Origin of the sequence: Paraniabella ginsengisoli, from assembly GCF_022513635.1 — a bacterium.
Classification (GTDB): Bacteria; Bacteroidota; Bacteroidia; order Chitinophagales; family Chitinophagaceae; genus Niabella; species Niabella ginsengisoli.
Genome location: NZ_JAKWBL010000005.1, coordinates 71492 through 85961, shown reverse-complemented (window position 1 = coordinate 85961; position 14470 = coordinate 71492). Strand labels below are relative to the sequence as shown.

Below are 14470 nucleotides of genomic sequence, written 5' to 3'. Positions count from 1 at the left end.
ATTAAAGTATTGCAAAGTCTTTCAAAACGAAATTAGAACAAATGATATTATACATTTTAAGCTTAAGAAAAAAACTTATTATTGCCTCATATTTTCATTCTTAGCGCTTTCGGCATTAGGTCAAAATAACGACGTCGTTGGCAATAGTTATAGAGGCGGAACGATGCAAAACACGATGCTATCTTCCTTAAATCCCTGGTTCTTTTTTGGATCATAAAAAGAATGAAAAGCCTGAACTGATCGCCCTAATTTTATGAATATCATATTAAGGTTAAATCAGTCGATATAATTTTTACAGTAAAAATAGATTTCATCCGGCTATAAAAAGTTCCTAATGAAATATATAACTTAGCAAATCAATGAAAAGAAATAGTTTTTAAAATTGCTTTCAACAGGCGTTATACTCCCTGGGTTAATAGGTGCAAATCCTATAAATGGATTAAACAACCCGGGCGATAGCTTTATCGACAGACTCTTGCCGGCTCCTGTTGGCGGCGGTTTTATGATGAATGACTATTGGATCTGGGATCCGCAGTTATAAAAGGCGAGGAATGGACAATACCACATATTTTGCTTCGAGATGGTCAAAGACGTGGTTTGGAAACTGGGTTACGAATTCTGAAATAGTGAGAGCTGTATCTGATAAACCTGAAGGACCATATAGTTTTTGCAGAAGTTGTGCTTCCGCCGAGAGGTGGACATTGGTTCGATGGCAAAGGCGCTTTTAATCCAAGGATTACACGTTATAAAAATGAATATCTTCTATATTATGTAGGCGTTACTTACGATTTTCCCATTCCACAAGACAAAGAAAATATTTGGGCTGACGGAAGAGCACACAAAGCGTGGATGCATAAAAGAACCGACTGGAGTTGCCTCTTCCATTAACGGCCCATGGAAAAGAGTTGACAAACCGCTCATGGAACCCCGACCTGGAAATTGGGATGCTTCCATTATTTCAAATCCTTCGCCTGTTGTAAAGCCTGACGGAGATGTTTACCTGATGTATAAATCTTCAGCAAAAATCATACGCCTCCGCTATTGTTAGGCGCATCTTTTAAGCAAAAACGGCTATAACGGCCCGTACAACAGGCTTTCAGAAGAACCTGTTTTCAGTTTTCATAATAGTAATCAACCCGACAACGATGGGAAGATCCATTTGTGTGTGGGCTGGCGATCATTACGAGGTAATTATGAAAGACAGGTTTGGCCATATTTGCGGAGAAGAAGGCGGAGGCATTCATGCAACTTCGAATGATGGTGTTAAGTGGAAATTATCCGATCCGGTAAAGCATATTCCCGCCACATTAAAATGGAATGACGGGAAAACCATTCACATGGCAAATTTTTGAACGTCCGTTTTTGCTGTTTGAAAACGGAAAACCTACGCACCTATTTGCCGCAACCGGGACAGGGCCTGGTATGTACCAGGTAGATAAGACCTGGAATATGGTGATACCATTAAAACAAACATCTTAAGATTATACTGGTAAAATTTAATTCGACCTTATATTAATCCAATTCAGCTTCGTTAATTTGTGCACAAATTATTTCTAATGAAGATTGCATTTTGTCAATTGGCAAAGTTCATGAAACTTATGTCAAGGCTGGTATTGAAGATTTTTTCTAAAAGAATCAACAATTATTTTAAACTTGAATGGGAAATTATTGCTCCCGTCAAGAATGCGGCCAAAATGAGTATAGATGATATTAAGAAAAATGAAGGCGAAGTAATACTTTCAAAGCTTCTGAAAGAAGATTTTTTAATTGCGCTTGATGAGCGTGGTACACAACTCACATCGGAAGGTTTATCGCAGCAAATTCAGCACTGCGCTAATATATCTGCAAAAAGAATTGTTTTTTTGATCGGCGGCGCTTTCGGTATTCATGAAGCCGTTCTGAAAAGATCTAATTTACAATGGAGTTTGTCAAAACTTGTATTTCCGCATCAATTGGTTCGCCTTATACTTGCGAGCAAGTTTACAGAGCTTGTACCATTCTAAAAAATGAAAAATATCATCACCAATAATTAGTTCGATTTTTTAACGTGTTTCCAAAAGTATCTACTTGAGGTGTCTGCAACCGTCCCGTCTGGTTTTTTATAAATTATATATGCTCCTATATTCTTTTTTATTTTTAAGAAACTTCAAGGTTTCTTTTAATCCCATTGCTAAAAACCATTATCATATCCATCTGCAGTTATGGCATCTTTAGCCCATACAGTAACACTGATCATTTCATTGTCGATTGGCTTTCCGTTTTGTGGATTAATTATATGAGATATTTTTTTATTGCCCTTCATCCGATAGTTAATATAATTACCAGAAGTAGTAACAGCGCCGTCGTCAGGAGAAACAATTACCTGCATGGTTTCATCATTGGTAACCGCACCGATTCCTACTTTAAAACGTTTTCCACTACTTTTTCACCTTTAATCCTTAGTTCACCACCCAGCTCCACAAGATAGTTTGCGATCTCTTTTTTCCATTAAATCTGCAATCAAATCAACTGCATAACCTTGCCCTATTCCATTAACATCTATCTGCGTTAAAGGATTCGATTTTATTAACGAATCGCCCTTCAGCAATAACTTGTTCTGTCCAACACGATCAAGTATTTGCTTAATACTTTTTCATCAGGAATATTATTCGATTTATGAACCCCAAATCCCCAGGCATCAATTAAAGGCTTCACGGATATATCTGACAATCCCTGTGTATTTTTATATATTTCAAAGGACTTTTTTACAACAGCACGAAAGTGCTGGTCGATGGGAACACCCTTTTTCGCTTTTTGTTAAACGAACTAATAGTTGAATAGGGTTTGTATATTGAAATGGAACTGTCCAATCGATTAAGCAAATGATCAATATCTTTTTGCTGAATCATCTTCGCTGGCGCAACATAAATGATGCGATAAGTAGTTCCTTGCGCATGACCTGTAATAATCCATTCTTTATTAATATTAACCCTAGCTGATGAAAGAAAAAAATAGCAGCTTGTAAGAAAAAGTATATAAAAAAATCGTCCCATTAAAAAAATCAAATTAGTAATATTCAAAATTATCATGTACAATGAGAAAATCAGTTACGATATTAGCGTAAACAAAAATGGCCATTTTTACTTGTCTTTATTATAACTTAACGTTAACCTTACCGATTTGCAGTCCATTTTCGTTTCGTGGAAGTTTCCCTGGTAATCCCATCAATGGTTAAAAGTGCCATAATTCTACCACAATTATTTTGTGCACTTTTTAAAATTTGGCAGATCCTTAAAAATAAAAAAATCCTGTAACTCATTGATAATTACAGGATTTTAATACTTTTAGAAACTTTGAAAAGTTTGGGAAATCTCTTTTGGCGGTGAGGGCGGGATTGCGCCCTTATCCTTAATAAATTATATATCAATTAGTTATAAGACTGACCTTTCGGTATTCAACGAATTGTTCAATTGTAAAATAGGTTCCGCTTTATAATAAAATTAATAAATAGCATTGAAAATTGAAAGTCAATTTTGTAAATACCTTATCCATCAAGGGCAATAAAAGTAAACGTATTTGTTTACTACTGTAGCATTCATCCTGGTGCTCTTTTAAAAGAGAATTGAAAGCTCTTGGGATGGGTGGTACAGAATTAGCTGAAAGATTGATGAACACAGATAGACTATCAGTGCCATTTTGAATGAAAGAAGAGGCATCACCCCTTATCTATCTATAAAGCTGGCAAAACAGTTTAATACGGCTAACGATTACTTTATGATACTCCAGGGTTATGAAGTAAAGAAAGTGTCGGACAAGTTAGAGAAGCGACTCGGATTTAGCCTGGTTCAGAAAAGTGCTGTTTTGGGACACCGATATCTATAAGCTTGACTGGCAAAAAAACAGGCAATCAAAATCAAAAGAACCCTTTTTTAAAATCATTAGAAGTAAATAATACTGTTTTATGGACTTGTTCTTAATGAAATCCGGCCTTCTATAGTGTTAGAGAATGCGCCGCTTCCGAAATTCTTGTTTGTCGGATGTAAATCAATAAGACTGATTACTTCGTCACCATTCTCATTTTTTTGATTGAGTATTGCTAACTGCAAATAAGCAGATTCCCGGCTTTCCTTGCGCTTTTGTAATTTTGAGTTTAATAGCTGAAGCTGTCTTGTATTCTGGTAGCTGAATAATCTTGCAGGCACCGACCTGATCACCGACATAGATTGTTTCCCATTTATTTTTATTAAAAATTTCTATCTCATATTCTTTTATATGATATGTCCTTATTGTTGAAAACCCGTCGCTCAACGCCTTATTTTCAGAATATTCAAAAATAGAAAGCCGGTTAAATGGCAGATGCTCCGGCAATTGCATCTCTAATTCGGCCACACTGTCGCCAGCGATCCACCATGTCTCAAGGCTGTAATCGTTTGCTTTATCCGCGCTGAATTTGTCTTCATTTGCAGTACTGCTTGCTGCAATCGACGTGTTAAAAGCAAGATTCTCATATCCAGCAGGCAATGGCTTTCCACCATTACGGATGCTGGCTCGGTCCGCTAGCTCCAGGATCGAAGACGTTCATGTTCGCGTATCTGGCCGTGTTGGTCGGTGGAACGTTCAGGATCATTATATTATTATTTGCAGTACACCAATAAAACAGCTCTTCCAATTCGTCAACCGAACGAGCAGGATTACTGCTTTCTTTTTGAAACCAGTTCCACCGCTCCAGATAAACATAGCGTATGCTCGAAAAGCATATAATAGTCCTTGTCATTTTTTCCAGGAAAACTTTGGGATCGTCCCAGCGGGCCAGATTGGGATCTTTTGTACGAAAATCACTTGGGAAAAATCGGATAATATCGCCATGTTGCATGTCTTTGGGATGCCGAATACCATGCGGCTGACCGGGGCTGTATGGTATGATTGGTAGTCACTTGGCAGTTGGGCTGAATCTTTTTAATATGAGCATATATTTCTGGCAAGTGCCAATCAGCTTCGGTTTAGCCCAAGCGCCATCAAACCAAAGTTCACAGATGCTGCCGTATTGCGTCAACATCCGTAAGCTGGTTTTATATAGTTACATACTTCCAGTCTTTTGTCGTTATATGTGGACTCTTGACAATCCCACAGTGAGTAATAGATTCCGAACGCCAATCCATACTTTTTACAGGCTTTAGAAACACCAGCTACCACATCTGTTTTTATGGGTGCTGCGGCTACATCATAGTCTGTATATTTACTATTACAAGCAGAATCCGTCATGATGTTTGCTTACTAGTATTACATATTTAAACCCCGCTTCCTTTGCTGTTCTTACCCGTGGTCTGGATCCAATTGATCGGGATTGTGGAAGCTACAGGCAGTTTACCGTTACTCCATTCAGTTTCATTAAATGTATTTATTCCAAAAATGGATAAACATGCCATACCTCTCTCGGCCTGCTTTAATTGTTCAGTTGAAATACAGGACTGTGAACTTCCTGTTTTTGCAACCAGCGCCGCCAATAAAAAGCAAAATAATATTCGTCCATTTTCATATTTTTTTTACTATGTAGTGGGTTAAGGGGCTATACGTTCAGGCAAAATGATATCTTTTGACGTGCTACAGGCGTAATTTTCAGCATCCTAAACTTTCCTTTTATGTACTCAACTTCTACAATAGTACTATGCGGCGCAGACAGTTTAAAAGAGACATCCCAATCTGGCGGCCAGGCAGGCAGCACAGCAATTTTATCTCCGACAGTCTGCAATAGCATTTCCTGTAATCCTATCATTCCGGAGCCGCCCCAGTTATGATCAGGCGTCCAATCATGGCCCGGCCCCCAAAAAAGTAGGAAATCGCCTTTCGCTATCTTTTAATTTTTTCGTGTTATAATTTGCGGCTTCATGTTTCATTCCCATACGGGCAAAGAAAATTCCGTCCTGATGCCAACTGATTATAGTTCCTTTTCGAAAGGCAGGAGCCTGGGTGTAAGCATTTTTAAATGAAGCCATTTCAATATCTCCAATTTTTAAACTGATTAAAAGGGAACAAAATAAGTTTTACCACCAACTAAAAATCCAACAGATCCTCCAATACCTAAGCGTGGCCTTACTTTATTGGCGGGGTCTCCAAAAGTGAACATAGCGCCAAGTGGTATACGAATATAATTCATACGCTGTTCAGCTTTTTTGGCTTCACTATCATTATCAATTTTAAAACTTCCACCTTCTGTACTAAAGAAAGTTCCAAGGCCAATACCCACATTGTCGCTGAAATTATAAACAATACTGCGTCCAAATGCGACAGTAGGGTGAAAGGCGCGTTTCAGGTCTTCATCATTTCGGTTACCAACGGTCCAGCTATGGCCAATCATTACTTTGTCGCTAACGGCAAAGCCTTGCGCTTGTCCAGCAATTGTAATACCTAAAAAAGCGCGGTTAAATTGAATATTTTTTTCATAACGATAAGGTTTAATGGGTTGTTTTATAACATTTAAACAAAACCATGCCAAAGTTGATGAAACACAGGCTTGGCCTGATAATATAATAGATCATTGGTCAGGGGGAATCAGTTTTTTTGATTTTATCGAACCAATAAAAGTGTATTCGAAAGCGGTAAAGTTTTGCAGCCTGATATTCTTCTTTTTATAAATGTATTCCCTACGCATATCGTGCGTGGGGATTTTTTTAAGTTAAAGAAACGATATAGCAGATAATCTTACAAAGCTTGGTTAGATTTAAAAAATAAATGCATAGATAGTGTTTTTTAATCATGCTTAAAAACAAATCGGCACCTTAATAGACCTCTTAAAACCTGTAGGCTGACCTATTTGTACAATTTCCAAACAAGCTCCAGTTACTACTCAGTAAGATGAATAAAATATGCCCCTTTTTCTATAGGTTTCTAACCTAAAAGACAATGTGTACAACCACGCACAAACTCACTTTTGACACAACAAGTGAGTATTTAATCGAAGAAATATCTGGTTTTATCGAAATTTTTCTGGTGTTTATCGAAATTAATGGAATAATACTTTTTCTGGCGGGTAGTTTTATATAGTAAAAGATGCATGTCTTTTCTCTAACCTATTAATATAAAAAAATGGCCAGTACAAACCTATGCTTACCCTCTATAACGAGGAGAATGTGTACCCTATTTACACTTTTTTTATTATCCGCTATTAGTAGTGTCTCATTTGCCCAGTGCGAAACCATCAATGGTACTTATCCCGCAACAACCGAGTGGCAACAAACCAACACTGGTGGAATTCAGGCTAACCGCTATATTTATGATGATGGCACCAATATAAGATTAGCCAACAAATCCGACAATTCCCGAATCGGGCTAACCGCTTCTTATTACAACACCATCGTTAAATCGGCAGAGGCCATTAATCTCACCAACCAAATGTCAACCGTTGAAGTGGTTTACAAACCAGGGGCTGCTACGCAAAATTATAATACCTGGACGATGGGTTGGTCTTATGGTGCTTCCTTTCCGGGAGCTGCATATAACCAGGTCGATCCCCCTATTTTCGGCACTTATAGCAATATCTGGCTGGCAAATGTATATGGACAGGATAACATATTATATGTAAATACTGCTCAGGGTAATTTGGCTCTTAATAGCGCACCATTTTCTTATGTACTTACCTACGGCGATTCCATTTCGGCCAGCCTTGTTCCTCAGCCAGATGGCACAGCTGCTATGCATGTAGTTGTTAAAAGAGTAGTGGGTGGGGTTTCTACGACGGTTGTCGATTATTACCAGTATAATGCAGTTACCGCCGCCAATGTTACGTACAGCACAACCGATGCAGTACATCCCGCATTAACTATTCCAAGTGGTGCTACCAATTTAGGTTGTTTGCAAAATGATGTAGTAAACTATACTCCTGCAAGCCCTGTGGCACAGGCTTGTGAAGAAATCAACGGTTATCCTACAACTTCCGATTGGCAGCAAAGAAATACGGGCGGCGGAGCTGCCAGTAGCTATATTTATAATGACGGTACCAATATAAGATTGGCTTTGGTTGCAACAAATGACCGTATCACTTCCGCTCCAAATTATAACGTTATAGTAAAATCAGGAGAACCAAATGATCTTTCAACGCATGCGACATCAATCACCGCAACCTATAAACAAGGTAATAATACTCAGAACTTTGATGTATTCGTATTAGGCTGGGCAGCTAATCCCAATTTCAACGGTATTGGTTATAATGTAATCAATCATTCGTCTTACGGAATTAATTATACCACAAACTGGTCGGCAAATGTGTACATTCAGGGAAATCAGCTTTATATCAATGACTACTCAAGCTATATAGAGGTCGTTCCTAACTATACGCCAACATACGGCGATGTAATTACGGCTAGCCTTGAACCTCAACCAGATGGTACGGCAGCTTTACATGTAGTTGCAACGCGGGTAGTTGGTGGCATCAGTAAAGAAGTTTTAAATATTTACGACTTTGTAGCAGTAGATGCAGGGGTGTTAGCCATGGCCCGGTTTACCCTGCAGTAGAAATACTTAATGGATATGTAAACCTGGGCTGCTTGTCTTCCAAGTCAATGCTACCCATGGCACTACCTGCACCGATGGGAAGCATAGCTGCCTGGATACAAAATGATATGTTACAGGTAAGCTGGCAAACCTTAACTGAAAAGAATAATGATCATTTCGAAATAGAAGTGTCAAGCGATGGGAAAAGCTGGAGCAAAGCCGGTAGCAATATCAGTAGCAAAGCTACAGGCGGCAATTCAGATATAAGCATTCAATATGAGCAAAGCATTTCATTAAGCGGTATGGCAGTAATGGGTGTATCTATATTTTTATTAAGCATGGGTATGATGTTCCGTCGAAACAAATGGTTCGGATCTGTATTAATGATCGTAGGCATGAGCGCGGTATTATACGGCTGCACGAAGAATGATAACGATATTTCTACAAAGGCGGAAAAAGTATATGTACGCATTAAACAGGTAGATAAAGATGGCACAGCCAGTTATTCGAAAGTAGTAACAGCTATCGTGAAGTAAGAAATTATAATTATATATGGATCGGATGTCAGATTAATCTGGCATCCGATTTTTTATGTCATAACAGCAAGCTCAAGCAACATATCTTCAGTATATCGCTTTTCCTAATTTTGCAGATAGTATCTTATTTAAGGACTGGCCTCGTGCATTTCACAAAGTAGTAATAAATGTGTACTATTTACAAAAATCAATACCAGAATCGCATTTAATAAATTTATTTTCGGTCCGAAGCCTCTTTTTCCTCTTGCTTAATGTAATTATATTCTATCTGTATCTTATCTTTGTCAGTAAGTCCTCAAAATTATTTTAAGCCCAAACAAAAACCTTTATCCCGGTACTTGTCCCTAAAAAAGTTACCTAACCTCTAAAAATGATCTATGCTAAGTAGAAAAAATCTATTCGTGTCCCTTATTTTTTGTTGTCCGGGTTTATGTCACAAGCCCAGAATTTTATCACAAAGTGGGCCTTGCCTACAGGCGGTACAACCGATAATACTCTTACTGTTGCCGTACAAACTAGTGGTACTGCAAGCTACACCTGGTCTAAAACTTCTGGTACAGGTGTTATAACCACAGGTTCAGGCTCTTTTAGTGCTTCAACTTTTGCAGGGAATAACATTGACAACGTGGCACTCAGTCCTGGTGATGTTTTAACCCTTTCTGTTACACCCACAAACCTTCGACGTTTTTCAGGCAATGGAGCTGATGCTACAAAACTGATAGATGTAACCCAATGGGGTGCAGTTCCGTGGTCAAGCATGAACCAGGCTTTTAATGCCTGCTCTAATTTAAATATAACGGCTACTGATATACCCAATTTAAGCAACGTTACGTCGATGCGGAATATGTTTTTCGATTGTTCAAATTTGAATGGCCCGGCTAATATTAATAGCTGGGATGTGAGTAATGTAACAGATATGTTCGGAACCTTTGTAAATACCACGGTTTTTAACCAGGATATAAGTAGTTGGAACACGGCAAATGTAACTACAATGCAGGGTATGTTTATCGGTGCTTCGGCGTTTAACCAGGACATAAGCGGCTGGAATACCGGGATGGTAAATAACATGGCACAAATGTTTAATAATGCTATTGCCTTTAATCAGGATATAAGCGGTTGGAATACGGCAAGCGTTACTAATATGTCGCGCCTGTTTAATAATGCTGACGCTTTTAATCAGGATATAAGTGGTTGGAATACAGCGAACGTCACTAATATGTCACGTATGTTTGATAATGCTGACGCTTTTAATCAGAATATTGGCGGTTGGAATACGGGCGGCGCAACTAATATGAGCAGCATGTTTATCAATGCTACTGCCTTTAACCAGGATATTAGCGATTGGAATACCGGAAGCGTAACTAATATGAGCAACATGTTTAATGGCGCCACGGCCTTCGATCAAAACTTGGGCAATTGGGATATTTCATCTGTTAACAGTACTGCGGGGCAAAGTATGGCAGATATGCTCAGCAATAACGGTATGGGTTGTGTTAATTATAGCAGAACACTTTTGGGTTGGGCCAATGGTAGTAGCGGCGCTGCTGTTCCAAGCAATGTTATATTGGGGGCCACCGGGCGCACCTATTCTCCAGAAACAGAAGTGGAAACAGCACGTAATACAACGCTTCCGGCAAACGGCTGGGTGATAAGCGGAGATGCAGCTAATGCTTCGTCTTGTAATATTGCATTACCTGTTACCTTTGGTAACGTTGTTGCCCGTATACAAGATGGTGGGTTTGTAGTAAGTTGGACAACAGAGTCTGAAAAAGCTTGCGACCATTTTGAAATTGAAGTATCGAAAGACGGCAGCACCTGGAGTAAGGTGGGCAATAGCATTAGCAGCAAAGCAACTGATGGTAATTCAGATGAAAGTATTGAGTACGAACAAAGCTTTCCATTAAGCGGTATGGCAGTAATGGGTGTATCTATATTTTTATTAAGCATGGGTATGATGTTCCGTCGAAACAAATGGTTAGGATCTGTCTTAATGATAGTAGGCATGAGTGCTGTATTATATGGCTGCTCAAAGAATGATAACGATATTTCTGCAACGGGTGAAAAAGTATATGTACGCATCAAGCAGGTGGATAAAGATGGCACAGCCAGTTATTCGAAAGTAGTAACAGCTATCGTGAAATAAGAAAAATTACCATTTTATATAAAGTCGGATGTCACTTGTTGGCATCCGATTTTTTTATCACAAAATTGAGCTTCATCGAATGAGGTTTCTGCTTAATCGAAAAATCATATAGGATTATCGAATTTATTGATAATCGACCTGAGTTTTTGGTTCTTTTGCGGGGAAAATAACAACAGAAAGTTATAACCTCCTGTGTTTTAGCTACCAACAACTACAAGTCAAAAAATTATGAAAAAACTCAATGTGTTTTTTATACCCTTGTTTCTATTTTTAGGGTCTTTATTTTTTAATATACAATATACTGCTGCACAGTGTACAACCATATCTTGCGGTGGTGTACTGGGTGGCACGGCTGCTGGAGATGATTTAGATGGCGACGGTGTGTGCAATGATAAAGATGTAGATGATGATAATGACGGGATCAAGGATATTGTTGAAAGCCCTGAATATTTTACGAACCTAATTAAGGATGGAGGATTTACTGTGAGTGGTGAACCTGCGCTCACCAATAATGGCTGGTTTGTAGGTGTAGGCACAAATGCTTATGGGTCTAATTATAATTATTCAACACCCCATCCTTATACGCCCTCTTTAACAACATTTTCATATGGGGCTAATAATGGACAGGTTAATTCTCCTCTTACCGGCGGCATATTTGCGTCAATTGGTGGTAGCAATGCCAGTACCGGAATTTTGAATGTGCTAACAGAAGACCCTAATACTCCGATAGTTTATAAATTTGATCAAACCCTGAATAGTACAATTAATTATAATTTAGAGTTTGATATTGCGTTAAGAGGTAATTCAGGGGCACCTAACGAGGATTATGCAGTATACTTATATAATGGAACCACTAACCAGGTTGAACAAACACTTCATCAGGCTGCATTAAGTACTTTGCATTATGTTGACCCTGGTCCTCCATATACCGGTGGAACACAAGGTGCTGGGTATAGAACGCTTCAGATGTCTTTTTCGGTTAATTCTTCCACAGATCAATATTATTTAGTATTTAAAACTTTGGGAGCTCAGAATCCGGAAGATGATTTCGTAATAGACAGAGTTGCAATGAACGCTGGAAGTGTAAGAGATACGGATGGGGATGGTGTACCTGATCATCAGGATTTAGATAGTGATAATGACGGTATTGCAGATGTTTATGAGTCTGGCTGTACGCCACCCAGCGGTACTACTGTGACTGATTGCCGGTTGCCGTCTCCCAATTGGGGTACAGGCTGTCCTGATGGTCGCGCAAATGTAACTTGCGCTTCACCTGTCAATACAGATGGCACAGGTCTTCCTGATTATTTAGATTTAGATAGTGATGGTGACGGCTGTTCTGATGCAGCGGAAGCGGGAACAAATGTTTATACTGTTAACAGTACTGGATATACAGTAACTGCCAGCCAGGTAGACGCGAACGGACGTACTAATGCTACTTGCGCCGCACCTGCTAATAATAGTTGGAAAACTTATTCGGCAAATTGTGCACAGGCATTACCAGTTACTTTTGACAATGTAACTGCTTATATCCAAAGCGGAACGTTGCAGGTAAACTGGGCAACGGTAACTGAAAAGAATAATGACCATTTCGAAATAGAAATATCGAAAGACGGCAAAAAATGGAACAAAGCCAGTAACAATATAATCAGCAAGGGTGATGGAGGAAATTCAGATGTCGCTATTAATTATCAGCAAAGCATTCCATTAAGCGGCATGGCTGTAATGGGTGTATCTATGTTTTTATTAAGCATGGGTATAATGTTCCGTCGAAACAAATGGTTAGGATCTGTCTTAATGATAGTAGGCATAAGCGCGGTATTATACGGCTGTAGTAAAAATGATAACGATATTTCTGCAACAGCAGAAAAAGTATACGTACGCATCAAACAGGTAGATAAAGATGGCACAGCCAGTTATTCGAAAGTGGTAACAGCTATTATGAAGTAAGGAAATTGTCTTTTTCTGTAAAGTCGGGTGTCACATTGTTGACTTCCGACTTTTTTATCTAGCATACTATCGAGTTCATCGAATGAGGTTGCTGATTCATCGAAATAAATAAAAGTGGGTTTTTCGGTTTTCTACTTTCGTGTCATGAAAGTGACTATGTCAGCTTGCTATTATTTTCAACAGTTCTCTTAAAATCAATTATATGAAATCTAAATTAAATTTACTTGTTTGTTCTTTAATGTTATTTGCTCTAAACTTTCAGGGCGTTAAGCTAAATGCGCAATGCGCTGCAAATAGTTCCACATCAACAATTTCAGGTACTACTATGAGCTTTCCAACAAGCCCCACTTATTTATACAACAATAACAGCGCCACAAGCCCCATAACTACTCCCATCGATGGACTTACATTTACTACCACCAAAGTGCATACATCGGGCACAGGAGGTATTAAATGGACTTCTGGCTTTGATCTTAATCTTGAAAGCCTTTCTAATGGAACAACTGGAGGAAACACATACAGAGGCGAAACGATTACATTTAATAAGCCGTATGAAAAATTTTATTTATATATAGGGAATTTTGCTATGTCTAGCGGCGGAAGCGAAGAAGCTGTAATAACAGCTTATGATATAAATGGTAATCCCGTTCGATATACCACTTTTACACCCGATGCCGGTTCTTATGCCGCAGCTACTCGTGTAACAAATTCAGGCACTAATAACGCAACTACAAAAATTGATGGAGGAAACAATCCAAGCGATCCAGGAACTGCAAGAGTGACTTTTTATTTTGAAACAGCCATTAGTAAGATTACTCTTTCGGTTAGGAACACAGCCGCTGATAGAAATGGCTCAGGCTTTATTAGGTTCCGTGGAGGATGTGCGGTTGCGACATCATTACCGGTTCATTTCGGGAACGTTATAGCAGAGATCAAAGGAAACGCCTTAAATGTTAACTGGCAAACATTAACTGAAAAAAGTAATGATCATTTTGAGATAGAAGTGTCGAAAGATGGAAAAAGCTGGAGCAAGGCGGGCAGCAATATCAGCAGCAAGGCGGCTGAAGGCAATTCAGACCTAAGCATTCAATATGAGCAAAGTATTCCGTTAAGCGGTATGGCAGTAATGGGTGTATCTGTGTTCTTATTAAGCATGGGTATGATGTTCCGTCGAAACAAATGGTTAGGATCTATCTTAATGATAGTAGGCATGAGTGCTGTATTATATGGCTGCTCAAAGAATGATAACGATATTTCTGCAACGGCGGAAAAAGTATATGTACGCATCAAACAGGTAGATAAAGATGGAACAGCCAGTTATTCAAAAGTAATCACAGCTGTCGTAAAATAAAAAGTGTTATACATTATTAAATCG

The 14470-nt window shown here is 38.8% G+C and carries 20 protein-coding genes and 1 pseudogene; 13 read left to right on the top strand and 8 right to left on the bottom strand.

What is annotated here, in order from left to right; translation table 11 throughout:
* The 6 genes from MKP09_RS25060 to MKP09_RS25040 all read left to right on the top strand — a co-directional run.
* The coding region (locus MKP09_RS25060; RefSeq protein ID WP_240833468.1) for a hypothetical protein at positions 1-217 on the top strand (217 nt) is incomplete at its 5' end.
* 165 nt (positions 218-382) lie between these two features.
* Positions 383-541 (top strand): hypothetical protein, encoded by a 159-nt coding sequence (locus tag MKP09_RS25055; protein WP_240833467.1) that lies wholly within the window; start codon positions 383-385, stop codon positions 539-541.
* A 137-nt stretch (positions 542-678) separates the two neighbouring features.
* Positions 679-888, top strand: a complete 210-nt coding sequence (locus MKP09_RS25050) for a hypothetical protein (RefSeq protein ID WP_240833466.1) — start codon at positions 679-681, stop codon at positions 886-888.
* 31 nt (positions 889-919) lie between these two features.
* On the top strand, positions 920-1048 hold the full coding sequence (locus MKP09_RS27170) for a hypothetical protein (RefSeq protein ID WP_262915721.1): 129 nt from the start codon (positions 920-922) through the stop codon (positions 1046-1048).
* 97 nt (positions 1049-1145) lie between these two features.
* Positions 1146-1352, top strand: a complete 207-nt coding sequence (locus MKP09_RS25045; protein WP_240833465.1) for a glycoside hydrolase family protein — start codon at positions 1146-1148, stop codon at positions 1350-1352.
* A gap of 204 nt (positions 1353-1556) precedes the next feature.
* The gene (locus MKP09_RS25040; protein ID WP_317235496.1) at positions 1557-2003 is read left to right on the top strand and encodes a 23S rRNA (pseudouridine(1915)-N(3))-methyltransferase RlmH; all 447 of its coding nucleotides are present in this window, start codon (positions 1557-1559) and stop codon (positions 2001-2003) included.
* A gap of 167 nt (positions 2004-2170) precedes the next feature.
* On the opposite strand, the pseudogene MKP09_RS25030 reads toward MKP09_RS25040, so the two are convergent.
* A pseudogene (locus MKP09_RS25030) lies at positions 2171-2730 on the bottom strand (FAD:protein FMN transferase).
* Positions 2731-3675: 945 nt separating this feature from the next.
* Here MKP09_RS25030 and MKP09_RS25025 point away from each other — a divergent pair.
* Positions 3676-3861, top strand: coding sequence for a hypothetical protein (locus MKP09_RS25025; protein ID WP_240833463.1), 186 nt, complete (start codon positions 3676-3678; stop codon positions 3859-3861).
* Entirely contained in the window at positions 3833-3931 is a 99-nt protein-coding gene (locus tag MKP09_RS28520; RefSeq protein ID WP_394801139.1) for a hypothetical protein, read from the top strand. The genes MKP09_RS25025 and MKP09_RS28520 overlap by 29 nt, the downstream gene beginning before the upstream one ends.
* A gap of 122 nt (positions 3932-4053) precedes the next feature.
* On the opposite strand, the gene MKP09_RS25020 is transcribed toward MKP09_RS28520, so the two are convergent.
* The 7 genes from MKP09_RS25020 to MKP09_RS24995 all read right to left on the bottom strand — a co-directional run bounded on the left by MKP09_RS25020 (position 4054) and on the right by MKP09_RS24995 (position 6472).
* A complete protein-coding gene (locus MKP09_RS25020; protein WP_240833462.1) occupies positions 4054-4500 on the bottom strand; it encodes a discoidin domain-containing protein in 447 nt (148 codons plus the stop codon).
* A 13-nt stretch (positions 4501-4513) separates the two neighbouring features.
* Complete coding sequence (locus MKP09_RS25015) at positions 4514-4852, bottom strand: hypothetical protein (protein ID WP_240833461.1); 339 nt, start codon at positions 4850-4852, stop codon at positions 4514-4516.
* A 176-nt stretch (positions 4853-5028) separates the two neighbouring features.
* Positions 5029-5241 carry an alpha-L-fucosidase gene (locus MKP09_RS25010; protein WP_240833460.1) on the bottom strand — a complete coding sequence of 71 codons (213 nt, stop codon included), beginning with the start codon at positions 5239-5241 and terminating at the stop codon, positions 5029-5031.
* Entirely contained in the window at positions 5222-5314 is a 93-nt protein-coding gene (locus tag MKP09_RS28515; protein WP_394801141.1) for an alpha-L-fucosidase, read from the bottom strand. The genes MKP09_RS25010 and MKP09_RS28515 overlap by 20 nt, the downstream gene beginning before the upstream one ends.
* A gap of 231 nt (positions 5315-5545) precedes the next feature.
* On the bottom strand, positions 5546-5752 hold the full coding sequence (locus tag MKP09_RS25005) for a hypothetical protein (protein WP_240833459.1): 207 nt from the start codon (positions 5750-5752) through the stop codon (positions 5546-5548).
* Positions 5753-5786: 34 nt separating this feature from the next.
* The gene (locus tag MKP09_RS25000) at positions 5787-5972 is read right to left on the bottom strand and encodes a hypothetical protein (protein ID WP_240833458.1); all 186 of its coding nucleotides are present in this window, start codon (positions 5970-5972) and stop codon (positions 5787-5789) included.
* Between the two features lie 26 nt (positions 5973-5998).
* Complete coding sequence (locus MKP09_RS24995) at positions 5999-6472, bottom strand: outer membrane beta-barrel protein (RefSeq protein WP_240833457.1); 474 nt, start codon at positions 6470-6472, stop codon at positions 5999-6001.
* A gap of 632 nt (positions 6473-7104) precedes the next feature.
* Here MKP09_RS24995 and MKP09_RS24990 point away from each other — a divergent pair.
* The 5 genes from MKP09_RS24990 to MKP09_RS24970 all read left to right on the top strand — a co-directional run bounded on the left by MKP09_RS24990 (position 7105) and on the right by MKP09_RS24970 (position 14446).
* Positions 7105-8487, top strand: a complete 1383-nt coding sequence (locus MKP09_RS24990) for a hypothetical protein (RefSeq protein WP_240833456.1) — start codon at positions 7105-7107, stop codon at positions 8485-8487.
* A 56-nt stretch (positions 8488-8543) separates the two neighbouring features.
* Positions 8544-9002 carry a hypothetical protein gene (locus MKP09_RS24985; protein WP_240833455.1) on the top strand — a complete coding sequence of 153 codons (459 nt, stop codon included), beginning with the start codon at positions 8544-8546 and terminating at the stop codon, positions 9000-9002.
* 466 nt (positions 9003-9468) lie between these two features.
* Positions 9469-11145 carry a BspA family leucine-rich repeat surface protein gene (locus tag MKP09_RS24980; protein WP_240833454.1) on the top strand — a complete coding sequence of 559 codons (1677 nt, stop codon included), beginning with the start codon at positions 9469-9471 and terminating at the stop codon, positions 11143-11145.
* A 228-nt stretch (positions 11146-11373) separates the two neighbouring features.
* Positions 11374-13095, top strand: coding sequence for a hypothetical protein (locus MKP09_RS24975; RefSeq protein WP_240833453.1), 1722 nt, complete (start codon positions 11374-11376; stop codon positions 13093-13095).
* 202 nt (positions 13096-13297) lie between these two features.
* On the top strand, positions 13298-14446 hold the full coding sequence (locus tag MKP09_RS24970) for a hypothetical protein (protein WP_240833452.1): 1149 nt from the start codon (positions 13298-13300) through the stop codon (positions 14444-14446).
* Positions 14447-14470 lie beyond the last annotated feature (24 nt).

Coding starts and splice junctions, on each gene's coding strand:
- MKP09_RS24970 (WP_240833452.1), top strand. CDS start 13,298: ATGAAATCTAAATTAAATTTACTTGTTTGTTCTTTAATGTTATTTGCT.
- MKP09_RS24975 (WP_240833453.1), top strand. CDS start 11,374: ATGAAAAAACTCAATGTGTTTTTTATACCCTTGTTTCTATTTTTAGGG.
- MKP09_RS25005 (WP_240833459.1), bottom strand. CDS start 5,752: ATGATAGGATTACAGGAAATGCTATTGCAGACTGTCGGAGATAAAATT.
- MKP09_RS25040 (WP_317235496.1), top strand. CDS start 1,557: ATGAAGATTGCATTTTGTCAATTGGCAAAGTTCATGAAACTTATGTCA.
- MKP09_RS24985 (WP_240833455.1), top strand. CDS start 8,544: ATGGCACTACCTGCACCGATGGGAAGCATAGCTGCCTGGATACAAAAT.
- MKP09_RS25000 (WP_240833458.1), bottom strand. CDS start 5,972: ATGGCTTCATTTAAAAATGCTTACACCCAGGCTCCTGCCTTTCGAAAA.
- MKP09_RS25010 (WP_240833460.1), bottom strand. CDS start 5,241: ATGACGGATTCTGCTTGTAATAGTAAATATACAGACTATGATGTAGCC.
- MKP09_RS24990 (WP_240833456.1), top strand. CDS start 7,105: ATGTGTACCCTATTTACACTTTTTTTATTATCCGCTATTAGTAGTGTC.
- MKP09_RS27170 (WP_262915721.1), top strand. CDS start 920: ATGGAACCCCGACCTGGAAATTGGGATGCTTCCATTATTTCAAATCCT.
- MKP09_RS25045 (WP_240833465.1), top strand. CDS start 1,146: ATGGGAAGATCCATTTGTGTGTGGGCTGGCGATCATTACGAGGTAATT.
- MKP09_RS25015 (WP_240833461.1), bottom strand. CDS start 4,852: ATGCAACATGGCGATATTATCCGATTTTTCCCAAGTGATTTTCGTACA.